This window comes from Paracoccaceae bacterium, from assembly GCA_012103375.1.
GTDB lineage: Bacteria > Pseudomonadota > Alphaproteobacteria > Rhodobacterales > Rhodobacteraceae > WLWX01.
Genome location: WLWX01000001.1, coordinates 598,733 through 621,394 on the forward strand (window position 1 = coordinate 598,733; position 22,662 = coordinate 621,394).

Sequence of the window (22,662 nt, forward strand, 5' to 3'; positions counted from 1 at the left end):
ACCGAAGTCTGATGGACTCCACGGTTTTTTCTTGAAGACATCCGCGGCTTCAGGCCCAATGCTGTCTGTGACATGAAGGGAAGCGCAGAATGAAAAAGACCTATTCAAAACCGACCGTTTGCAAAAAGGCCAATCTGGCAAGCGTCGCCGCAATCGAGTGCAGCCTCAAGTCATGTGAAAAATAATCCTTTGATTGGCGGGGGTTTGGCCCGCCTTTCGAAAGGGCTTAGACATTGGCGCGCGGTTCAGCGCGCTTTGTCCTTTCCGGCATACTCTTCGACCAGCCACCCCCGATAGGCCACGATCAGCCCGATCAGCGGCGCCGCAATCGTGACGTTAAAGCGGAACCGCCCCTGGTCGTCCACATCCTCGAACGTTTCGCCACCGGGCAGCAGAAACCGTGGCAGGGGCATCGCCCATAGGGACCAGTGCTGCGGAATGATCCGCAACCGATCACCGTCGATCACCGCCGCCAGGCTGACGCGCACAGGGCCGAAACATTCGACGATCAGAGTCGAGTTTATCGTCCGGCCACCGCTTTGGTGGCTGCGAAAATCTGCCCCGTCAAAGTTGCGGTGCCAGCGTTCGCCACCCGCCCCGTCGGCGATCAGGGTGACCGTGACCGGCACGTCCTTGCCAGCCTTTGGAAATCCGATCCGGCCCGCGATAAAACGGGCCAGCGGATTGCGACCGCGCGTAACCTCGGCCCGGCCCGACCAGATGTGCTTGCGCGTGACCGAATGCAGCGCCTGCAGGGCGGGCGGCATCTTGTCAAAGGCGTCCCCCAACACGCGTCGATACAGGTTCTTGGTTGCGGGCCAGTCCCGGCGAAACCCGGTTGCAATGCCATGCGCCTTGAACAGGGGGTCATAATCCGCCAGCGAAAGGTCCTGCGTCGCGGCACGCGCACCCGCCGGGCGGATCTTCCCCGACACCATATGGCGCAGCAATGCTGCCACCGCCATCGAGGGGATCAGCGGCCCGGAGTCGCCCTCGGCCTGAAGGGCCCAGTTGGCTGAAGCCGGCGCGCCGTCACGCATCCCGGCAACCCGCACCAGCATGCCACCACGATGCGGCCCATGTGCCAGCGTGTTCAGCACCCAGTGGCACACCGGGGCCAGCGGCGCGAGCGAGGGTAATCCAAACCTCGCCCGCGCCAACGCCAGCAGGTTCAGCATGCGGTGCAGATAACCCGGCGTCGGCGCCGCCCCCATCCAGATGTCGCTCACCTCGGGCATAAGTGCCGGGATCACCTGGTGGTCGGGCACGTCCACGATCGAAAACCGGCTTGTCGGCAGCGGCAGATGGCCGGGAACACAGATCGCCGCCCGCCGCGTCGTGCCCAGCCCGACCGAGGTTGTCAGCCCGCCGCCCTCAAGATGCGTCACAGGCGCGCCAGCATACCCAAGCACCGCGCGCAGCACATTCAGGCCGACCCCCGCGTGTGGCGATGGGGCAATGCCCGCAAATATGGCGCGAACCTCCATTTCACGCGCGATTTCGGTGACGACCGCCGTGGTCAGAACCGGGAAGCTGCTGACGCCGGACAGAACCGGAATATTGGCGGCTTTGGCGGCCTCGTCAAACTGGTCAATCCCGGCCACAAACGCGGCACTGTCAGCCAGATCGAAATAGGCGACCCCGGCTGCGATGCAGGCGCGCACCACGGCGTAGGGATCGCTGCCATAGGCCTGAAACGGCCCGGACGCATCGACCAGCGCATCGGGCGCCAACCTGTCCAGCGCTTCGGCGATATCGGCGCGATCCAGCGCTAGTGGTGTGACGCTAGCGGCCCCGCGAAACCCGTCGCAATAGACCTGCGCCTTTGTCAGGCTGCGCCCGGCCACAAGAATTTCGATCCCGTCGAGGTCCGCCAGCAATTCGACCAGACGGCCACCAAAGGTGCCGTATCCGCCCAGGATCAGGATTTTCACTGCAACAGCCTTGCCTGAACATCATCGTCCGGCATCGTGCACAGATCACCCCGCCCGAACAGCCGATACCTGTTTCGCGCAACGCTGTAGTACAGGAGGTTCTGGGCCGGTCGTGGCAGCGCGCGCAATAGGGCAAGCGCGCGCCACAGACCACCCAGCCGCTGCCCGACCCGGATCACCGCATCCAGCGAGGCATGCGGCACCCCCTTGTCGAGATAGAGCCAAGATGACGGATCGTCCGGATCCAGCCCGTGGCGGATCAACAGGCTGCGCCCAAGGTCCGATTGCATCGGCACAATCCGAAATTCGCCGCGCCGGTCATTCTTGGCAATCCACCGCGCCCCGCGCGCGCAGATCGCGCAATGGGCGTCCATCACGGCCAGATGCGCGATGTCGGACAGGTTCACCTCTGCCGCGGAATTCGTGGTTGGGTGATCGGAAATTGGCATCATACCAGCAAGTTAAGCCGCGTGACGGTGGCATGCAACGCGATGCCTTGTCGCGGATATCCGTTGACGCAAGCTGCCAGATCGTCCTTCAGTTGACCCGGATTGACGCGGGTGGAGCCAATGAAGACGATGCGACTGACGCGGGAGTTGGTGAATCTTCTGCCTGCCAACATCGACGACCCCGGCGCATCGCCCGAACTTGCCGAACTCCAGACCGAGGCTTTTTTCGAATCCACCCGCAACGACGTGCTGGCCAGCCGCCCCGATGGCCCGCTTTGGGTCTTCGCCTTCGGATCGCTGATCTGGAAGCCGGGGTTCGCGCCTGACGACAGCCGTGTTGCCGACGTGCAGGGCTGGCACCGCGCCTTTTGCCTTGGGCCGGACATCCGCTATCGCGGAAATCCGGACGCGCCGGGTTTAGCGTTGTCGCTGAATATCGGCGGCAGTTGCCGGGGCGTTGCCCTGCAACTTCCCGATGATGATCTGAGCGGTACGGTCGACACGCTGCTGCGCCGTGAACCGCCATTCCCCCCGGTCTGGACAAAGGCTGATGCGGATTCCGGCCCGCTGACCTGCCTTGCATTCGTAACACATCGCGATCTGCCGGGTTACGTTGGAAAGCTTGACCCGGATCAGATCGCCGCAGACCTGTCGCGCGCCGTTGGCCTGTTCGGCTCGGCCCCGGATTACCTGCTCAACACGGTCCAAAACCTTGAAATAGCAGGAATTCACGATCCGTATTTGTGGGACATGCAGGACCGGGTGGCCGCGTATTTGGAGGCCATGCGTTAGGGCGCGATTGCTTGGTAGGTTCCCGAAACACGACCCGACGCGTTGGGTATCACCGCCTTGCATGGTTGCAGCGCACTCAAGATTCTTTTGCAAGGCGCAACCGCTTCAGACCGAAAAGGTGGCTAGACTCCAAGTTAAACAGGCCAAAAAAGATTACGTGCTAGTGGACAGCGAAAACGGGAGATTTCTACCCCAGGATTCCCGCGACCGTGATCAGTTCAACCGACGGCGACAGCGCAGGGCTGGGCCACGATCCAGATGATCGCAAACGGCACTTCGGAACTGATCTGGAAGGCAAATATCTCTGGCTCAAGTGCCTGCTTTTGAAATGCCGCCTCGTTTGTGAAATACCCAGGCTTCTCGTCAAAGCGTCCGATCAGCACCCCGGAATAATCATAGAACGAAATGCTAGTGCGTTTCCTGAGTTCCGGATGATGCGGGTTATGGGCGCCACCTTGCGCGTATTTCAACCCGATTGCGCAGATCGGTTCTTCGAAGGAAATCAGAATAGGATCGCGGCCCATGTTCAGTTTCGCGTCCACTCCGGCAAGTGACGCGTTCTTCAACCACGAAAAATTGGCCGGGTCGACACGCAGCAGAAACGCATTTGCCCATTCGAAGTTCTCTTGTTGCCCGCGCAGGACAGACAGGTTGGTTTCGGGTGTTGGGCGCGGTGTCTCTGCATGCTCCGGCCATCCTCCAAGGACGAAGGCCTTGAGTTTTGTCCCCGGCGCAATGGCTCCGTTGCCTGTGAACCGCAGGGTGTCCTCCGGCGACGCATGCAAATCCTTTGTGTAGATCTTTTCAATCGCATGTGAAGAGTTCGGAGACATTGCCAAAAAACCAAGCGCAATTATTGGCGCTAGGTAGGGAATGCGCAACGTTCTCACCCTGCGGCCTCCAGCTTTTCCGCCGCTGCCATCCACATCGCTTCCGCGCGTTCCAGGCCGCCCATCACCTCGGCGTATTTCTTTTGCCAGGTGGCGGCCTGATTGGCCATTCCTGGCTCGTACAACTCCGGGTCGGCCAGCTTTTTGGCCAGCTTGTCACGCATCTCGTTCAGCTTGGTCAGGCGCGCTTCGCATTTCTTGACTTCGGACTTCAGCGCCAGCCGGTCGTCGCGGCTGATCACCTTCGCCACCGGTTTCGCCTTTTGCGCCGGGGCGTCGCGGGTCAGCAGCATCTTGCGATAGGCTTCCAGATCACCCTCATAGGGTGCGACCCGCCCGCCGCTGACCAGCCACAACCGGTCTGCGACCAGGCTCAGCAGATGCATGTCGTGGCTGACCAGAATGACCGCGCCGCTATAGGCGGTCAGCGCTTCGACCAACCCCTCACGGCTTTCCATATCCAGGTGGTTTGTCGGTTCGTCCAGGATCAGCAGATGCGGCGCGTCAATGGTGGCCAGCATCAGCGACAGCCGCGCCTTCTGCCCGCCCGACAGACGCCCGACCAGCGTTTCCGCCTGTTCCGCCCCGATCCCGAAACCGCCCAACCGGGCACGCAGCTTGGCGGGTGTTTCGCTTGGGCGCAGGCGGCGGATGTGATCAATCGGGGTTTCGCCGATGAACAGCTCATCCACCTGATGCTGCGCGAAATATCCGACCCGCAGCTTGGAGGATGTCGTCACCCGCCCGCCCATTGCCTCCAGCTTGCCGGCCAGCAGCTTGGACAGGGTCGATTTCCCCTCTCCGTTCCGGCCCAGCAGGGCGATCCGGTCGTCCTGATCTATGCGCAGCGTCAGTTTGGACAGCACCACATGGTCGCCATAACCGACACTGGCGCTTTCCATCGCCACGATGGGCGGCGACAGCTCTTCCGGGCTAGGGAATGTGAATTTGCGCAGCGCCGCCTCGGCCGGGGTGGTGATCGGCTTCATCTTGGCGATCATCTTCAACCGGCTTTGCGCCTGCACGGCCTTGCTGGTCTTATAGCGGAAGCGATCCACGAAACTTTGCAGATGGGCGCGCCGCGCTTCCTGTTTCTTGGCCTCCGCCTCGGCCGCGGCCAGCCGCGCGGCACGGGTTTCGGCGAAGGTGTCATAGCTGCCCTGATAGAGGGTCAGCTTGCGGTCCTCCAAATGCAGGATCGCGCCCACGGCCCGGTTCAGCAGGCCGCGATCATGGCTGATGATGATGACCGTATGCGGGTATTTCGCCAGATAGCTTTCCAGCCACAGCGCCCCTTCCAGGTCGAGGTAGTTTGTCGGTTCGTCCAGCAGCAGCAGGTCCGGCGCGGAAAACAGCACACCCGCAAGGGCTACCCGCATCCGCCAGCCGCCGGAAAAATCCGAACACGGCATCGCCTGTTCGGCCTGCGTGAACCCAAGGCCCTTCAGGATCGAGCTTGCCCTTGCTTCTGCCGACCAGGCGTCAATATCGGCCAGTCGGGTCTGCACCTCGGCGATCCGGGTCGGGTCGGTCGCGGTTTCCGCCTCGGCCAGCAGATCGGCGCGTTCGGTGTCTGCCGCCAGAACCGTGTTCAGCAGAGAGACCTCGTTGGCCGGAACCTCCTGCGCGACACCGCCAATGCGGGCACGGGCGGGCAGGCTGATGGCGCCCCCCTCCAGAACCAGCTCCTCGCGGATCAGACGGAACAGGGTGGTCTTGCCGGTCCCGTTCCGGCCCACCAGCCCGACCTTGTGATCTTCGGGGATATTGGCCGAAGCCCCCTCCAGCAATGGCCGCCCTTCGACGGAATAGCGTATGTCGCGAATACTCAGCATGGGCGGGCAATGCCTGAGCGGGGCGATGGCGTCAATCGGGCTTGGTGGGGTTGGATGGCGGCTTGGGAGGCAATGTGACCGAAGCGCAAGAACTTACTTGGCGATGTCTATTGGTCGCCGAGGGGATTTACTGACCAATTCGATCAATGCAGACCTACCGAAGCAGGTGAGCGGGTTTAGCCGGTCATTCGAACATTTTCTGTGGAGTAGCCCCCCGAAAGTTGTCCACAACTTGGGATATCGCCCGCCCGCGCCTAAAAACCTCGTTCCAATGGAGCAAAGGCCCACGATGCACTAACGATCAAACCGGACCACCCGATGGGGCACGCCACCGCAGTAGAGAGAATGTATCAGATTCAAGTTGTTATGAAGTACTCTATCGTCTGCCTAAAGCGTTTCGTCTTGAACCTGAATCGCGAGGGATTCCCTTGAGACCTGATCTGTGATTCATCCTGTTTGGGAGGATGGATCATGTCAGCACCTTTGCCATCTGCGCTTCGGATACGGTTTCAGAGATACATTGAAGAAGGGTTGAGCGGGCGCGCGGCGGCGTTGCGGTTGAAGCTGTCGCCTGCCACAGGCGCGCGGTGGGCGCGTCAGGTGAGGATGAAGGGTCATGCGGAACCTGCCCGGCAGGGACCGCCGCGCGGCAAGGGAAAGCTGGCTCCGCATCGGGAATTCTTTGAGGAGTTGATCGCACAAGACCCTGACATCACGCTCTTTGAGTTGCGTAATGCGCTGGCCGATGCAGAGGGTGTGCGGGTGCATCACTCCTCCATCGCCAACCTTCTGTCCCGGCTCGGCTTCACGTACAAAAAAAGTCGCTGGTCGCAACCGAGCGCCGCCGCGCCAAGGTAAGGCAGCAACGGGCCGACTGGTTCAGATACCGCTCGCCAGCCATTGCGACCTTTCCTGAGCGCGTTGTCTTTATTGACGAAACCGCAGTGAAGACAAACCTCACGCGCCTACGCGGCAGAGCCAAGCGCGGTAAGCGCCTGACGATGGATGCGCCCTTCGGAAGCTGGGGAACCCAAACCTTGATCGCGGGCCTGACCCAAGGCGCGCTGATCGCACCTTGGGTCATCAAGGGAGCGATAGATGGCCCCGCCTTCGCGGCCTACATCCGCGAAGTGCTGGTCCCCGAGATCAACCCCGGCACTGTCGTCATTCTCGACAACCTGGCAACCCACCGGAATAAGGAGGCGACGCAGGCTTTACGCAATCACGGCTGCTGGTTCCTTTACCTGCCACCGTACTCGCCCGACCTGAATCCCATCGAGCAGGCCTTCTCTAAACTGAAAGCCCATTTGCGACGGATCGGGGCCAGGTCCTTTACCCAGGTCTTCGAAGCAATCGGAGCAATCTGCGATCTCTACGACCCAGTAGAATGCTGGAACTACTTTAAGGCCGCCGGATATGTCTCAGGTTAATGTCGAAACGCTTTAGGATATAGGTTCACTGAGTGGTTTTTGATGGATCATGGAACACGTTGTGCAATCGATCCAGACTGCATTTAAGCAACAATCCTACAATTGGATTGGATCCTATGATTCGCCTTATTTTGGGAGCGCGGAATGCCAAATCCTATCCACTTGCCCAACCCTTTTGGCGCGACTTCGCCAAAGGCTGTAGAAGAATTCGAAGAACGCAACGGCTTGAATCTTCCAGAGCCCTACAAACAGTATTTGATTTCGGCCGATTGTGTTGAAAAACTCCGTTTTAGGGCCTGAACGATGATTTTTCTTTCCATGCAGCCCGATCCTAAATTTTTGGCGCGGGGGTCGGCCCAAATCGCCTACATGCGCTCACGCGCAGCCATGCGCTGTCTCGTGGTCAAAGCTTTCCGACTATTTCGCTTCATAGGTTTTCGCAAGAAATCCGCGACGCTCTGATTTCGGAGTTTTTCAACACAATCGGCCAATGGTGGGCTCCCGAAACGAAAAAAAATATACCTGCCAGCAGAGGACGTTGAAATCGAGTTGCGATATCTATATTCTCTTGGCCCAGTTCCTGTTTTTTCCAGCCTCGAAATGAACTGACACTTAGAGCAAGCCTTTGACCTTGATCGTTTTGGCAAAGAGGCGTCTGCCTATATCGTTATAGGCATTACCGAGATCGGAGACCTATTGCTAATATTCAAAGAGAATGGCAAGATTTATTTGCATAGTAACATCGAGATGGAGGAAGACTCCCTTAGAGAATTTCGTAAAGTCACACCTATGATTGCAAATTCTTTCGAAGAATTTTGGGAAGAATTGCGATGAGGTAGTTTCAAATCGGAATGGCCGGCGCATAGTAGTATTGAGCAAAGCGACACAGCGCAGCAATGCTCTCCTCGCCGCGCAGGCCGTATCTGCACCGTGTTCAGCTCTCCTCTGTCCGTGCCATCACAGACGCCGCTGGCTCGGTCGCCAAACAGAATACATACGGCACCTTCGGCTAGGCGCTCGACACCATCACCGACCCCGGCACTGCGGCTGAGACCAAGGGCTTCATTGGCGAGCGCTACGGTGCAGTCGCTGGCCTACAGAACTTCAAAGCACGCTACTACGACTCAGGTTTCGGGATACCCGGTATGTCTGTTGGGGCTGATGGCCAAGGTCAGCAATGTCCGGATTGTGTTGAAAAACTCCGAAATCAGAGCGTCGCGGATTTCTTGCGAAAACCTATGAAGCGAAATAGTCGGAAAGCTTTGACCACGAGACAGCGCATGGCTGCGCGTGAGCGCATGTAGGCGATTTGGGCCGACCCCCGCGCCAAAAATTTAGGATCGGGCTGCATGGAAAGAAAAATCATCGTTCAGGCCCTAAAACGGAGTTTTTCAACACAATCTCCGCAAAGCTGACTCCTGAAATCACCGTTTCCGCCCGCAGTTCCCGGGTGTCGTACTGCCGTCGTCGGCCTTACCTCACGCCGCCGCCACCAGCGCCCCTGCATCCTTCGCATCCGCCACCATCTGCCAGACCCGCTCGGGCGCGGTGCGGGCGCGCAGGCGGGTCAGGGACCAGCCTTCTGAGGTGTCGGCCTCGTGGGCCGGTTCCAGTGACCAGCGGCTTTCGACGCCCGGCGCGCCGCCGCCAGTCCCCGGGGTCAGGATCAGGCCCAGCGGCAGGCTGCGTTTGGTGGTTGCGCCGGTTTCGGCGGCCAGATGCAACCGGCGCACCGGGGTCAGGGCCGGGGGGCCGGGCAGGTCGGCGACGACCAGCGGGATGGCGCCGGTGCGCAGCGCCTCTTCCATCACCCACAGCAGGTCTTCGGGGCGGCGCGGGCTGATGAAGATGAAACGGCCCGGATCGACAAAGCGGGTCATCGCCTCGGGGTTGGGGCGGTCGCTGCCCCAGCCGGGCGCGATCCAGAACACCGGCCCGGTGGTGGCCCGCGCCACCAGCATCGCCAGCGTGCGCCGCGCCGCGCCGCAAGCTTCGTGCACACGGGCCGGGGCCAGCGCCATGCCCGGCGCGAATTCCACGCCCGCGCCACCGTCCCGCCGGGGCGGGCCACGGGTGATCAGATGGGGTGCCAGATGCGTGGACATGGCAGATAGGTTAAGATGTTCTCAATTTGTTCTCAAGCAAAATCGGCCCGGTCACCCGGCCGGAACAACCGGCTTGCCACGACCCCGCCGGTCGCTATCACTAAGCAAAACCAACAGGGGATACCGCAGATGAAACGCTTGACGCTTGGCCGCACGGGGATTGCGGTTTCGGAATTCTGCTTGGGCTCGATGACCTGGGGCACCCAGAATACCGAAGCCGAGGCCCACGCACAGATCGACCACGCGCTGGCACAGGGCTGCGATTTCATCGACACGGCCGAGATGTATCCCGTGAACCCGGTCAGCAAGGAAACCGTTGGCGGAACCGAGGCGATCATCGGCACATGGAACGCCAAGGGGCGACGCAAGGACGTGGTGATCGCCACCAAGATGAGCGGTGACATCGCCATGGTCCGCGACGGGCGCGGCATCAACCCGCGCGATCTGAAGCTGGCGCTCGATGGGTCACTGAAGCGACTGCAGACAGACTATATCGACCTTTACCAGTTTCACTGGCCGAACCGCGGGTCGTTCCACTTCCGCAAGATCTGGAACTACGACCCGAACGGGTCGGACACGGCCGAGGTGCGCCAGCACATGGCCGATGTAATGGGCACGCTGGAGGAGGTGCAGGAGGCCGGCAAGATCCGCGCCTTCGGGCTGAGCAATGACAGCGTCTGGGGCACGATGGGCTGGCTGAGGGCGGCTGAATCCGGTGGCCCGCGCGTTGCGACGATGCAGAACGAATACTCGCTGATGTGCCGTCAGTATGACACCGACCTGGCCGAGATGGCCGTGCATGAAGACGTGACCCTGCTGGCGTTCAGCCCGCTGGCCTGCGGCATCCTGTCGGGCAAGTATCTGGATGGCGCGGTTCCGGGTGGATCTCGGCTGGACCTGACCCCCGGCCTTGGCGGGCGGATATCGGCGCGGATGGATGACGCCGTGCGCGCCTATCAGGGGGTCGCGGCAAAACACGGACTGGACCTGGTGCAAATGGCGCTGGCCTGGACCCGCACGAGGCCCTTCCTGACGATCCCGATTTTCGGGGCGACCAGCATGGCGCAGCTAGAGGTTGCCTTGGGAGCCGCCGATCTGGTGCTAGGCGATGACGTGCTTAGTGACATCGCCGAGGCGCATAAGGCGCATCCGATGCCGTTTTAGGGCGTGGCCAACGGAATGCTTGGTGCGGAGCGGTCATTGGCAAATTGTCTTTGCGCCCGGTGTGCGCCGCAAGGCGCAGGGCGCGCGCCGGACCGGTCTCGCCGGTCAGGCGCTGGTTGACGGCCAAGCCTGAACCATAAAACATGCAAACACTATGGCGCAGCGCCAGCCCACCGATCCGGCGCGCGCCCTGCTTGAGGTGTGTCGCAGATCTCCGCACCAGGCCGCTAGACCTTGCCGCAGCGCTTCATCCCGCCACCACCACCGACAAGTCCCGTGTCGCGACACTGCTGCCCCGCAACACCCCCCTTGCCAGATGCGCAATTTCCCTGTCACCTGCCGGAAAACATCGGGGGGACGCCACCATGCCATTGACCATGAACCGAGAGGTCTTCATCACCTGCGCCGTCACCGGCTCGGGCTCTACCCAGGACCGCAGCCCGCATGTGCCACGCTCCCCCAAACAGATCGCCGACAGCGCGATTGCAGCTGCTAAAGCTGGTGCGGCGGTGGTGCATTGCCATGTCCGCGACCCTGAAACCGGGGCGCCAAGCCGTGACTTGAAGTATTACCGCGAAGTTACTGATCGTATTCGAGATTCCGGTACAGATGCGGTGCTGAACCTGACCTCGGGCATGGGGGGTGATATGGTGTTCGGCGGTGCCTCAACCCCGCTGCCGCTTGCCGCAGGTACTGATTTGGTCGGGGCCGAGGAACGCGTCGCACATGTCCTCGAATGCCGCCCCGAGATTACGACTCTCGATTGCGGCACGATGAACTTTGCCGAGGCGGATTATGTGATGACCAACACGCCCGGCATGCTGCAGGCCATGGGCCGCCTGATGACCGAGGCGGGTGCCAAGCCGGAAATCGAGGCCTTCGACACCGGCCACCTCTGGTATGCCAAGCAACTGGTCGAGGATGGTATCCTGGAAAGCCCGGCATTGGTGCAGCTGTGCATGGGGGTGCCCTGGGGCGCGCCGGATGACCTCAACACCTTCATGTCAATGGTGAACAACATCCCGCAAGACTGGACTTTTTCTGCATTTTCTCTGGGTCGCAACCAGATGCCTTTTGTCGCGGCATCGGTTCTGGCGGGCGGCAATGTGCGGGTCGGTTTGGAAGATAACCTGATGCTGGATCGGGGTGTTCTGGCGACCAACGAAGCCTTGGTGGCCCGTGCGGTGGAAATCGTCGAACGGCTGGGCGCAAAGGTGATCGGCCCGCAAACCGTGCGTGATAAACTGGGTTTGACCAAGCAGGCTCCGATCAATGGCTAGATTAAGATCTTGTTATATGTTTCACGTGAAACACGAGGCTTAAGCGTATGAAAATAATCGTTTGTTATGGCGACAGCAATACCCATGGCACGCTGCCGATGGCGACGATTGATGACGATGGCCGCCTTGGCCCGAACGAACGCTGGCCGGGCGTGATGGCGGCGGAACTTGGCACTGGTTTCCGGGTCATCGAAGAAGGGCTGCCGGGCCGCACCACCGTTCAGGATGACCCCTTCGAAGGGGTGCATCTGAACGGTCTGCGCATTCTGCCCGCGATCCTGAACAGCCATCGGCCCATTGACGGGCTGATCATCATGCTGGGGACCAATGACCTCAAGGCGCGTTTTTCCGCCCCCGCGGCAGACATAGCGCTTGGCGTTGAAAAACTCGCCCTGCTTGCCGCGACATTGGCGCATCCGCCCCGCGTCCTGATCGTTGCACCGGCCCCGGTACGCGAGATTGGCTGCCTGGCCAATTACTTCGCCGGTGCCGAAGCAAAGGGTGCGGGGCTGACCGATGCGCTGCGATACCGCGCCGGGCGGGTGGGCGCGGATTTCTTCAACGCCGGATCGGTGATCTCGGTCGATCCGCTGGACGGCGTGCATTTCGGGGCCGGGGCTGTTCGACATCGCACTGCCGCCCGAAGGCACGCTCAGCTTCCATGAAACAATCGCGGAGGCCGTGGCTGGAGCCGAGTGGATTCAGGAAAGCGCGCCGGAACGCTTTGATCTGAAACAGAAGATCCTGGCTGATATTCAGGACAGCTGCGCGCCCGACGCCATCATCGGATCGTCCACATCCGGCTTCAAACCGTCCGAGCTTCAGGACGGCGCGGCACGGCCTGCCCAGATCCTGGTCGCACATCCGTTCAACCCGGTTTACCTTCTGCCATTAATCGAACTAGTGCAAAGCCCGAAGTTCGCACCGAAACATATTGATAAAGCATCGGGAATTCTACGCGGTTTGAGCCTGTACCCGCTCCACGTCCGCACCGAAATCGACGCCCATATCGCGGATCGCTTCCTCGAAGCCGTCTGGCGAGAGGCGCTGTGGCTGGTCAAGGATGGTATCGCCACGACCGAGGAAATCGACCAGGCGATCCGCATGGGTTTTGGCCTGCGTTGGGCGCAGATGGGCCTGTTCGAAACCTACCGGATCGCCGGTGGCGAGGCCGGGATGGCCCATTTCATCGAACAGTTCGGCCCGGCGCTGAAATGGCCCTGGACCAAGTTGATGGACGTGCCAGAGTTGACCGATGATCTGGTAAAAGCCATTGCAGATCAATCTGATGCGCAATCCGGTGAACGTTCAATCCGCGAATTGGAACGCGCCCGCGATACCAACCTCGTCGGTATCCTGCGCGCCTTGAAGGTGACGAACGAAGGCGCGGGCGCGGTCCTGAACGCCGCCGACAAAGCCTTGCGCCGTGATCCCGATGACCTGACCGGTCCGATCCCCACAGTCACCCGCGCTGTGCCGCTGGACTGGACCGACTACAACGGTCATATGAACGAGGCGCGGTATCTGCAGGCTTTTGGCGACGCAACCGACCGCTTCATGGAGCTCATCGGCTGCGACGCTGCCTATATCGCGACTGGCGGCAGCTATTTCACCGCCGAAACCCATATTCGCCATATCGACGAAGCCCACGCCGGAACCCGCATTCGGATCGACACGATCTGCCTGCAAGGCGAAGGCAAAAAACTCCATCTTTTCCATCAGATGTACGACGAGATTCGCCTTCTGGCGACGGGCGAACATTTCCTGCTGCACGTCAGCCTGGAGACCCGCAAACCCAGCCCGCCGGGGGCAGAGGTTGCGCGCAAGCTCAGCAAAATCGCGGCCGATCACGCCAGCCTGCCACGCCCGGATGGCATCGGGCGGGCCGTGGGTCAGCGGCCGTGAACGTGCTGATCACCGGCGGTGCCTCGGGCATCGGGCGGGCCATGGCGCAGGCCTTTTCAGATGGCGGCGCCACGGTCTGGGTTAGCGATGTGGATGCAGCGGCATTGGGCGATCTGCCCGCAAACTGGCATGCCCGAGTTGCCGATGTGGCGGATGAAGACGCCATCGCGGCGCTGATGGACGAGGTGGGTCCGCTTGACACACTCTGCGCGAACGCGGGTATTACTGGACCTACGGCATTGGTTGAAGATATTGAGTTAAAAGATTGGAATACATGCCAATCTGTCACTCTAAACGGCGCGTTCCTCAGCTGCAAGCATGCGATCCCGGCGATGAAGGCGGCGGGGCGCGGCGCGATCATCCTCACATCCTCAACCGCGGGGCAATTCGGCTTTCCCAACCGCGCGCCTTATGCGGCGGCGAAATGGGGCGTGATCGGGCTGATGAAGACGCTGGCGATGGAGCTTGGGCCATTCGGCATCCGCGCCAACGCAATCTGCCCCGGCGCGGTGGAAGGCCCGAGGATGGAGGGCGTCGTTGCGCGTGAGGCGGCGGCCAAGGGCATGACGCCCGAGGCGTTGCGCGCAGGCTATGCCGCCGGAACCTCATTGCGGAGCTGGGTGCGCCCCGAAGACGTCGCCGCCATGGCCGTGTTTCTGGCCAGCGACGCCGCAGCACGGGTGTCCGGCCAGGTGATCGCTGTCGATGGTCATACCGAAAACCCCGATCCGAAAGTCTAAATCCCGTCGCGCAGCGTGCGCAGATGCCCCGGCCAATCGCGAGAGCTTACGTTCGCTTCACGCACCAGCCCGTCGAAGTGATCGGTGAAGGCGTGCACGCGTTCGGTATCGCGAAACGCCAGATAGTGCAGCCCGACGTAGACCACCGCCAGCAGCGGCCCGAACACGGTCACCGGCGCCGAAAACAGGCGGCGCGCGTCGAACAGGTGAAGACGCAGGCGGGGGTACAGCTGATCGTGCAGCTCCAGCAGCCGGTCAATCTGGCTGCGCCGGATCGCGGCAGGCAGGCCGGTGTAATATCCCTCGGCGCGGGCGAAACTGGCGACCTCATACATCGGCATCGCGATCTCATAGTCCGAACCTGAGGCCCGCATCCAATCCAGCCGATCGTTGGACGCCCCAATCGCCTGCTGCGCGGTTCGTCCCAGATGCGGCGTGTATTCCCATTCCAGAAGCGCCTGCGTTTTCAGCATGTCGGGCAGGCCCGCCGGGACGTGGCGGATTTTGTAACCTGCGGCCTCTCGGTGCCACTTGAAGATCTGTTCGTCGACCAGTGCGCGCGGCGCTTTTGTCATTGAAAGGGACGCCGCCAGCAAATCCGCGGCCATCTCGGGCCGGTCGGACAGACCCAGCAGCCAGTCGGCAGATACGCCAAGCGCATGGGCACATTCGGCGACGACCTGCGCGTTCGGCAACCGCACTCCGTCCGTGGCCAGCAGTTGAGAGATTGTGGACCGGTCGACACCGGCATCGCGGGCCAGCGCACTTTGGTTGGTGTCGGCCAGGGCCATGGCCTTTAGCAGCCGGTCCCGCAACAGGGCGGCGCGGTCGCGTTTGTCGTATTTGGTCACCATTGCTGTGAAATATCACAGAACGTGATCAAATGGTGCGCAGAACCGAAATGTCACGGAACCGTGAAGTCGGGCACACTGACATCACCTGACAAATTGCTGGAGCCCGGATGAAGCCGCTGAACCCCGAATGGCCGACGCTGGCGCTGTTGCTGGCCTGCTACGTGGTCTGGGCGTTCGCGACGACTATTCTTGCGGCGCTGTGGTTGCCGTTGGGGATCGCCGTGGCCGCCGTGGCGACCGCCTTCTTCGGCAGCTTGCAGCACGAGGCGACCCACGGTCATCCAACCGCCAATCCAATGCTGAACGCAGCCCTGGTGTTTCCGGGCCTGACGCTGGTGATCCCGTTCCTGCGGTTTCGCGACACCCATCTGGACCACCATCACGACAGCCGATTGACCGACCCCTATGACGACCCGGAAAGCAATTTTCTGGACCCCGCCGTCTGGGCGCGCCTGCCGCGCCCGATGCAGGTGCTGTGCCGGTTCAACAATACGCTGCTGGGGCGTCTGATCGTCGGTCCGGCGCTGGGAACGGCGATGTTCTTCCTGTCCGACCTGCGTGCAGCGCGCAGCGGCGACCGGCGTGTGTTGCGTGGCTGGCTGTGGCATATCCCGGCGCTGGTGCCGGTGATCTGGTGGTTCACTTCACTCGCGGTGATGCCGTTCTGGGCCTATGCCATCGCGGTCTACGGCGCGCTCAGCCTGCTGCGCATCCGCACCTTCCTGGAACATCGCGCCGATGCCCTGTCGCGCAACCGCACCGTGGTGATCGAGGATCGCGGACCGCTGTCCTGGCTGTTCCTCAACAACAATCTGCACAAGGTGCACCACATGCATCCGCGCGTGCCCTGGTATCGCCTGCCGGGGCTTTATGCGGCGAACCCCGGGCGGTATCTGGCCTGCAACGGCCATTATCACTATGCCAGCTATGCTGAGATTTTCCGCCGCCACCTGCTGAAACCGAAAGACCCGGTGGCGCATCCGTTGTCGAAGCGGGGATAGCGCTGGCGCGCGCCGCCGTCCCCGTGCCATAGCGCGGGGATGGATGCCTGGATTCCGATCACACTCACCGCCGCCGCCGCCCAGACTGTGCGCTATATGCTGCAAAAGCATCTGAGCGTGACCGGCCTGTCCGCAGGCGGTGCAACCTTCGCGCGCTTTGTCTTTTCCGCGCCTCTGGTGGCACTATTTTTGCTGGCCTACGTCACCCTGCGACAAGTCGAGGTGCCGGCATTCTCGACCCGCTTCTGGGCGTTCGCGATCACCGGTGGCGTGGCGCAGATTCTGGCAACGGTTTGCATCGTGCTGTTGTTTTCATTGCGCAATTTTGCCGTCGGCGTCACCTTCAAGAAAACCGAAGTGATGCTGACTGCACTGGCCGGGCTGGTGATCCTGGGCGAGGCTGTGTCTGTCCCCGGATTGATCGCCATCGCCATCGGTCTGGGCGGCGTGCTGCTGCTGTCGCGCGAAAAGGGCGGCGACTGGCGGCTGAACCGCGCCGCGGGTCTTGGCCTGATGTCCGGCGTTTTCTTCGCGATTTCTGCTGTGACCTATCGTGGTGCGACGCTGGCGTTGGCCTCGCCCGATGTGGTGCTGCGCGCCGGAACGACACTGGCCATGGTCACGGCTGTGCAGACGCTGATTCTCGGGGCGTGGCTGGTCTGGCGCGAACGTGGCCAGCTCACCGCCACCCTGCGGCACTGGCGTATCGGCGCGCTTGTCGGTGTTACCTCGATGATCGGCAGCTTTTGCTGGTTCACTGCATTCACGCTGAAAAACGCCGCCTATGTCTTCGCCCTGGGCCAGACGGAATTGATTTTCTCGATCGCCGCCTCGGTGCTGTTTTTCCGCGAGAAGATCACCGGGCGCGAGGTTGCGGGCATGGCCCTGATCAGCCTGTCGGTCGTTGTGCTGATCCTTGTGATCTGAGGTATGGCAGGAAGAAATTTCTTGCCTCCGGCAGGGATATTTCCGGATCAATGATGGTCAATACCGGCTTTCTGCCTGCATCATTGACCCAAAAATATCCTCTCCGAAGGCATAAAGTTCTTATTGTGCTGACTGTAGCGGGCTGACGCCGCCCAGATGCAGGAACAGGCTTTCCTCATCATCATTGCGAAAGAACGGCACCTGTTCAGGCGGCGCGAGGTGAGGCAGGCGGCGCGCGACCTCGGCCAGGACGACTTCGGTGATGAAGGGCAGGTCGTGGCGGCGGGCCTGATCCAGCGGCACCCAGGCGAGGTGCGATAACTCGTCCGAAGCGGCCGAGAAGTCATCCGGGTCGCCTATGACGGCGGCGGCGTTGGCGACGAAGAAGCGCGCGTCGAAGCGGCGCGGGCGGCCCGGCGGGGTGATGGCGCGGAACACGAATGACAGGCTGGCTGCGGCGGGCCGGTGGCCGGTTGCGGCAAAGGCGCACCAATCGGCGGGCGGGTCGGGCCATTCAGCGGGCTGGCCCAGGATCAGGCCGGTTTCCTCGAACAGCTCGCGTATTGCGGCTGTGGCGAAGGTCGCTGGTGCGGCGCCACCGTTCTGATCGCCAAGATTGCGCAGACAGGGCGCGGGCAGCGGGGTTATAAGCGGGATGTCGGCGTCACCTGCGTCCACCGCGCCGCCCGGAAAGACGAATTTTGAGGGCATGAAGGCGGCGCGCGCGCCGCGTTGGCCCATCAGGATGCAGGGTGCGGTAGCGGGGTCGCGGACCAGGATGACAGTTGCGGCGTCGCGGATCGGAACCGGTTCAGGCACCGCCGAACCCGTGCAACCGGCGCGACCATTGGAAGGCGATCATCCCGCCCTTCAGGCGCGGCAGCAGGTATAGCGACAGCGCCACACAGCCCACCGTGAAGGTGCTGGCCAGCACCAGCGGTTCGGGGCGGAAAGTGGTAAAGACCACGTGAATCAGCGGGGCCATTAGGTGACCGACCACGACAATGGTCAGATAGGCGGGCCCGTCATCGGCGCGGTGGTGATGAAACGGCTGGTCGCAATGGGTGCAGGCGTCGGCGACTTTCAGATACCCGCTCAGCAAATGGCCTTCGCCACAATTCGGGCAGCGGCGGCGCCAGCCGCGCAGCAGGGCCGGGCGCAGGGGGCGATCTTCGGGATGTATGTCGGTGGCGGTCATACCCCATCAGATACGCGCGCTGCCGCCGAAATCAAAGCCGTTGCAGCCCACCGCGTCGCCGTGTCGCAACTTTTTTCGCCGATCCGCGACGGAAACCCCGCGCTGGCCCGTTTGACTTCATGAACGCGGGCGCAATGAGGCATCCCGTGTCGGGCAAAATTGCCAGTTACTGAAGATGGAGTACCAGTCATGAAAACCAGAACCACAATCCTCGCCGCCGTTGCAGCCACAGTCGCGCTGGGCGCAATGGCCCCCACATTGGCCGATGCGCGCCCCGGGCGCGGGCAGGACATCACGTTCGAGCAGCTTGATCAAAACGGTGATGGCAAATTGTCCATGGCGGATGTGGAAGCCGCATTCGCCGAACGCTTTGCAACGATTGATGCGGATGGCAACGGATCGCTGTCGCCCGAAGAATTCGCCAATCAGCGTGGTGCCTTACGGGCTGCGCGCGCCGGTGATCGCATTGAAGAGCTTGACCAGAACGGCGACGGCCTGCTGAGCGCCGAGGAAATGGCCAGCGCGGACAAGGGCGATCGGCGCGGCATGCGCAAGGGCCGTCGGGGTGGCGGCGATCCGATGCAGCGGTTGGAGCGTCTGATCGAGCGCTTTGACACCGATGGCGATGCCGCCCTCAGCGAGGCAGAGTTCGACACCGCCAAGGCCGAAATGTCCGAGCGGCGCGGAAAGCGTGGCGGTGGCGGCCGCGGCGACAGGTAAGGCAGGTCGGTGGCAGGGTTGCGTCATGGTCGCCCTGCCACCAACATGGCATTGGACGGAACGCAGGATCGCGCCGACAGATGAAGCTCAGCACCGCCCAGGACGCGCCCGCCGCCGACAGCGACGAGGCTCTGTTGGCTGCCTATGGTCAGGGCGGTGCGCGCGCCGCGCAGGCGCTGGCGGATCGGCTGTTGCCGCGTGTGCTGGGGTTCGCCACCCGGATGCTGGGCGGCGACCGGGCCGAGGCCGAAGATGTCGCGCAGGAGGCGATGTTGCGTCTGTGGCGGATCGCGCCGGACTGGCACGCGGGCGAGGCGAAGGTCTCAACATGGCTTTACCGTGTGACCAGCAATCTTTGCACGGACCGGCTGCGCAAATCGGGGCGGGCGCGGCCCCTGGACGACGCAGGCGAGCCGGTGGATCCGACGCCGGGCGTGGTGGCCGCGCTGGAAGACGGGGATCGCGCGCGGGCCTTGCAGGAAGCGCTGAGTGCCCTGCCGGACCGACAGCGTCAGGCGGTGGTGATGCGCCATCTCGACGGGTGTTCAAACCCCGAGATTGCGCAGGCAATGGACATGAGCGTCGAGGCGGTGGAATGTCTGACCGCCCGTGGCAAACGCGCGCTGGCGGCCCTGTTGGCCGGGCGGCGCGCAGAACTGGGGTTTGAAGGATGAGCACAAAGAACACGCACAACAATCCGGGCGCGCCAGATGCGGCATCCGATACCGCGCCCGATTCAGCGCTTGACGCATTCTTTGATGCGGCCCGCGCAACCGCACCGCAGCCCGGCGCGGCATTGCAGGCACGGGTGCTGGCAGACGCGGCAGAGGTGACCGATCAGCGGGCGCTGTATGCCGGAACCAAGCGCCAGACAGACGCGGCCAGACCGGGCATTCTGGCCATGGCGCTGGCGGCGGTTGGCGGCTGGCCCGCGGCGACGGCGCTCGCCTCGGTCGCGGCACTTGGGGTCTGGATCGGTGCGGCGCTGCCCGACACGGTCGGCACATTGGCATACGGCTGGGCGGATTCGGCGACCGAATATGATTATGTCGAGTTGCTGCCGGGCCTCGATCTGCTGGAAACGGAAGGCTAGGGCGATGACGGATACGGGCAACGGCAAAAGGCGTCGCTGGACGGGGATGCGAGTGATGCTGGCGGTGTCGCTGGCACTGAACCTGCTGGTGGTCGGGGCGGTGGCCGGGGCGCTCTGGTCCGGCGGCGGGCCAGGGCGGATCGGTGGCATCGACCCCGATGGTCGCCGTGGTCCCTTGCGCGAGATTGGCAATGCCCCCTTCGTGCGCGCATTGGAACCTGCCGACAGGCGGGCGCTGCTGACTGCGCTTCGGGACGAGGGGGCCACGTTGCGCCAAAACCGCGCCGCCCTGCGCCGCAGCTTTCAGGCGTTGGTGGCCGCCCTGCGCGCCGATCCCTTCGACCCGGACGCATTGCAGCGCCTGTTCGACAATCAGCGCGACGCCGCCCAGATCCAGCAACGCACGGGCGAGCGGCTGATCCTTGAACGGCTGAGCGCGATGACCCAAGATCAGCGCGCCGCCTATGCCGACCGCCTTGACGCGGCCCTGAAACGCGGGCCGGGATCACGCCGGGGCGAGGGCCGCTAGGCCCGTTTCACCAGGGGTCCGGTTCACGAGGGGCAGAAATCAGGCCGTCTGGCCCTTGCCGCGAAACTGCATGTTGTACAGATCGGCATAGCGCCCGCCCTTTGCCAAAAGCTCGGTATGGGGGCCTTCCTCGATCACTTGTCCGCCGTCCAGAACCACGATCTTGTCGGCGTTCTGCACGGTGGACAGGCGATGTGCGATGGTCAGGGTCGTGCGCCCCTCGGCCAGGCGATCCAGCGCTTCCTGCACCAGTTTTTCGCTTTCGGTATCCAGCGCGCTGGTCGCCTCGTCCAGCAGCAGCACCGGCGTGTCGCGCAGAAGGGCGCGGGCGATGGCAACGCGCTGGCGCTGACCGCCCGACAAGGCCGAGCCGCGCGGGCCGACGCGGCTGTCCAGCCCATTGGGCAGAAGGTCCAGAAACTCGCTGACCCGTGCGGCATCCAGAACCGCCATCAGTCGATCGTCCGAGACCGTGTTGTCGCCCAGAACGATGTTCTCGCGCAGAGTCTCATCAAACAGCAGCGCGTCCTGCGTGACGGTGGAAAACAGCCCCCGCAGGTCCGTCAGCGCCATTTCGGTGCCATCGGTCCCGCCGACCAGAATGCGCCCCTGATCGGGGTCGATAAGACGGGTCAGTGCCTTGAAGATCGTGGTCTTCCCGGCCCCCGACGCCCCGACCAGCGCGGTGGTCTTTCCTGCCGCCGCGTGGAAGCTGACGTTGCGCAGGACCGGCAGATCTCCGTAAGCGAAATCGACGTTTTCCAGCGCCACATCAAACGGCCCTGTCGGGCGGGCCTTCGGGGAAGCGGGCGTGTTGATCGTGGGTGGCGTGTCGAGCAGGCCAAACACGCGTTCCAGACTGGCCGCTGCCGTCTGGATCGTTCCGGCCATCGTGCCCAGGCGCTTGACCGGCTGGAAGGTCAGGATCATCGCGGTCAGGAAGGACATGAAATCGCCAACCGTCTTGTCGCCGTCCACAATCTCGGTCCCGGCCAGGATCATCACGCCGAAAAAACCGATGCCGGTGACCACGTCGACAAACCCCGGCAGCGTCGCGCGGGCCATTTCCGAACGGATCGCGCCGTCGATGATCTTGTGGATCAGCGTCTTGTAGAGGCCCTGCTGATAGTCCTCCATCTCGTTCAGTTTGATCGCATCGACACCGTGCAGAATCTCGTTCAGGCGGGTTGAACGGCGCGCGCTGTCTTCGCGCAACCGGCTGGTGCGGCGGCGGATATAGCGTTGGATCACCAGGATCGGCACCACAAGCAGCGGCACACCGATCAGCGCGGTCAGGGTCCAGCTGACATCAATCGACAGGGTCACGTACATCAGCGCGGCCAGCGTGATGATATCGCGGCCCAAGCCTTCGACCAGGGTGCGCCAGACCGCCTGCACGGCCGCCGAGTCACCCTGAATACGTTCCATCAGGTGGCCGGGTGAATTTGCCTGGAAGAACACCGAATCCAGATGCAGCACATGGCCCACCAGATCCACCTGCATGTCCGAGGCGCATTTCTGCGAAATACGCATCACGATCATCCGGTTCAGAACGCCCACAACGGCACGGACCGTGAATATCAGGAATATCGCGCTACCGACCCACCACAGGGCATCCAGCTGCCCGGCGACGAATATATTGTCGAACACCGGTTTGAGCATATAGCTGAACAACCCGGTCGAGGCGCCCTCGATCGTCATCAGCACAAACGCAACCACCATCCAGGGGATGTGCTTGTGCAGATAGGTCCGCCACAAACGGCCAACCAGCGGCAGGGCGGGTTGCTGATCTTCGGGATAGGTGTCGCTCAACCTG

At 62.4% G+C, this 22,662-nt stretch carries 22 protein-coding genes; 13 read left to right on the plus strand and 9 right to left on the minus strand.

The features are described 5' to 3' along the window. Positions 1–245: 245 nt before the first annotated feature. Positions 246–1,934: a DUF4166 domain-containing protein gene (locus tag GKR99_03125; protein ID NKB26599.1), complete on the minus strand. Its 1,689-nt coding sequence runs from the start codon at positions 1,932–1,934 to the stop codon at positions 246–248. Next, positions 1,931–2,386: a DUF393 domain-containing protein gene (locus GKR99_03130; protein NKB26600.1), complete on the minus strand. Its 456-nt coding sequence runs from the start codon at positions 2,384–2,386 to the stop codon at positions 1,931–1,933. The genes GKR99_03125 and GKR99_03130 overlap by 4 nt, the downstream gene beginning before the upstream one ends. Positions 2,387–2,503: 117 nt before the next feature. On the opposite strand from GKR99_03130, the gene GKR99_03135 reads away from it, so the two are divergent. Next, complete coding sequence (locus GKR99_03135; GenBank protein ID NKB26601.1) at positions 2,504–3,175, plus strand: gamma-glutamylcyclotransferase; 672 nt, start codon at positions 2,504–2,506, stop codon at positions 3,173–3,175. A gap of 218 nt (positions 3,176–3,393) precedes the next feature. Here GKR99_03135 and GKR99_03140 read toward each other — a convergent pair whose 3' ends face one another. Together GKR99_03140 and GKR99_03145 are read right to left on the minus strand one after the other, a co-directional pair. Further along, on the minus strand, positions 3,394–4,101 hold the full coding sequence (locus GKR99_03140) for a hypothetical protein (GenBank protein ID NKB26602.1): 708 nt from the start codon (positions 4,099–4,101) through the stop codon (positions 3,394–3,396). Next, a complete protein-coding gene (locus GKR99_03145; GenBank protein NKB26603.1) occupies positions 4,062–5,900 on the minus strand; it encodes an ATP-binding cassette domain-containing protein in 1,839 nt (612 codons plus the stop codon). The genes GKR99_03140 and GKR99_03145 overlap by 40 nt, the downstream gene beginning before the upstream one ends. Before the next feature lie 471 nt (positions 5,901–6,371). On the opposite strand from GKR99_03145, the gene GKR99_03150 reads away from it, so the two are divergent. Both GKR99_03150 and GKR99_03155 read left to right on the plus strand, forming a co-directional pair. Beyond that, positions 6,372–7,330, plus strand: a protein-coding gene (locus tag GKR99_03150; protein NKB26604.1) for an IS630 family transposase whose coding sequence is annotated in 2 segments (ribosomal slippage) — positions 6,372–6,713 and positions 6,716–7,330 — 957 coding nt in all. Because the reading frame shifts where the segments join, the coding sequence is not laid out codon by codon here. A 1,145-nt stretch (positions 7,331–8,475) separates the two neighbouring features. Then, positions 8,476–8,634 carry a hypothetical protein gene (locus GKR99_03155; protein ID NKB26605.1) on the plus strand — a complete coding sequence of 53 codons (159 nt, stop codon included), beginning with the start codon at positions 8,476–8,478 and terminating at the stop codon, positions 8,632–8,634. A gap of 174 nt (positions 8,635–8,808) precedes the next feature. Here the strand turns inward: GKR99_03155 and GKR99_03160 are convergent, their stop codons facing one another. Continuing rightward, positions 8,809–9,351 carry a hypothetical protein gene (locus GKR99_03160; GenBank protein NKB26606.1) on the minus strand — a complete coding sequence of 181 codons (543 nt, stop codon included), beginning with the start codon at positions 9,349–9,351 and terminating at the stop codon, positions 8,809–8,811. 213 nt (positions 9,352–9,564) lie between these two features. On the opposite strand from GKR99_03160, the gene GKR99_03165 reads away from it, so the two are divergent. The 5 genes from GKR99_03165 to GKR99_03185 all read left to right on the plus strand — a co-directional run bounded on the left by GKR99_03165 (position 9,565) and on the right by GKR99_03185 (position 14,524). Continuing rightward, positions 9,565–10,599 (plus strand): aldo/keto reductase, encoded by a 1,035-nt coding sequence (locus tag GKR99_03165; protein ID NKB26607.1) that lies wholly within the window; start codon positions 9,565–9,567, stop codon positions 10,597–10,599. A gap of 365 nt (positions 10,600–10,964) precedes the next feature. Continuing rightward, positions 10,965–11,879, plus strand: a complete 915-nt coding sequence (locus GKR99_03170; protein NKB26608.1) for a 3-keto-5-aminohexanoate cleavage protein — start codon at positions 10,965–10,967, stop codon at positions 11,877–11,879. A gap of 47 nt (positions 11,880–11,926) precedes the next feature. Further along, positions 11,927–12,544: a hydrolase gene (locus tag GKR99_03175; GenBank protein NKB26609.1), complete on the plus strand. Its 618-nt coding sequence runs from the start codon at positions 11,927–11,929 to the stop codon at positions 12,542–12,544. Next, positions 12,465–13,784, plus strand: coding sequence for a carnitine 3-dehydrogenase (locus tag GKR99_03180; protein ID NKB26610.1), 1,320 nt, complete (start codon positions 12,465–12,467; stop codon positions 13,782–13,784). Before GKR99_03175 ends, GKR99_03180 begins: the two co-directional genes overlap by 80 nt. Further along, entirely contained in the window at positions 13,781–14,524 is a 744-nt protein-coding gene (locus GKR99_03185) for an SDR family oxidoreductase (GenBank protein NKB26611.1), read from the plus strand. Before GKR99_03180 ends, GKR99_03185 begins: the two co-directional genes overlap by 4 nt. Here GKR99_03185 and GKR99_03190 read toward each other — a convergent pair. Continuing rightward, positions 14,521–15,378, minus strand: a complete 858-nt coding sequence (locus GKR99_03190; GenBank protein ID NKB26612.1) for a helix-turn-helix domain-containing protein — start codon at positions 15,376–15,378, stop codon at positions 14,521–14,523. The genes GKR99_03185 and GKR99_03190 overlap by 4 nt on opposite strands. Before the next feature lie 107 nt (positions 15,379–15,485). Between GKR99_03190 and GKR99_03195 the strand changes: the two genes are divergently transcribed. After that, positions 15,486–16,379, plus strand: a complete 894-nt coding sequence (locus GKR99_03195; protein ID NKB26613.1) for a fatty acid desaturase — start codon at positions 15,486–15,488, stop codon at positions 16,377–16,379. Between the two features lie 39 nt (positions 16,380–16,418). Further along, complete coding sequence (locus tag GKR99_03200; protein ID NKB26614.1) at positions 16,419–17,306, plus strand: EamA family transporter; 888 nt, start codon at positions 16,419–16,421, stop codon at positions 17,304–17,306. Positions 17,307–17,426: 120 nt separating this feature from the next. Here GKR99_03200 and GKR99_03205 read toward each other — a convergent pair whose 3' ends face one another. Further along, the gene (locus tag GKR99_03205; GenBank protein ID NKB26615.1) at positions 17,427–18,125 is read right to left on the minus strand and encodes a DNA mismatch repair protein MutT; all 699 of its coding nucleotides are present in this window, start codon (positions 18,123–18,125) and stop codon (positions 17,427–17,429) included. After that, positions 18,118–18,504: a DUF983 domain-containing protein gene (locus GKR99_03210; GenBank protein NKB26616.1), complete on the minus strand. Its 387-nt coding sequence runs from the start codon at positions 18,502–18,504 to the stop codon at positions 18,118–18,120. Before GKR99_03210 ends, GKR99_03205 begins: the two co-directional genes overlap by 8 nt. Before the next feature lie 189 nt (positions 18,505–18,693). Between GKR99_03210 and GKR99_03215 the strand changes: the two genes are divergently transcribed. From GKR99_03215 to GKR99_03225, 3 genes are all read left to right on the plus strand, one after another. Further along, positions 18,694–19,224, plus strand: a complete 531-nt coding sequence (locus tag GKR99_03215; protein NKB26617.1) for a hypothetical protein — start codon at positions 18,694–18,696, stop codon at positions 19,222–19,224. A gap of 80 nt (positions 19,225–19,304) precedes the next feature. Continuing rightward, positions 19,305–19,898: an RNA polymerase sigma factor gene (locus tag GKR99_03220; GenBank protein ID NKB26618.1), complete on the plus strand. Its 594-nt coding sequence runs from the start codon at positions 19,305–19,307 to the stop codon at positions 19,896–19,898. Positions 19,899–20,075: 177 nt separating this feature from the next. After that, entirely contained in the window at positions 20,076–20,846 is a 771-nt protein-coding gene (locus GKR99_03225) for a periplasmic heavy metal sensor (protein ID NKB26619.1), read from the plus strand. 39 nt (positions 20,847–20,885) lie between these two features. On the opposite strand, the gene GKR99_03230 is transcribed toward GKR99_03225, so the two are convergent. Beyond that, positions 20,886–22,568 (minus strand): ATP-binding cassette domain-containing protein, encoded by a 1,683-nt coding sequence (locus tag GKR99_03230; GenBank protein NKB26620.1) that lies wholly within the window; start codon positions 22,566–22,568, stop codon positions 20,886–20,888. Between the last annotated feature and the right edge of the window lie 94 nt (positions 22,569–22,662).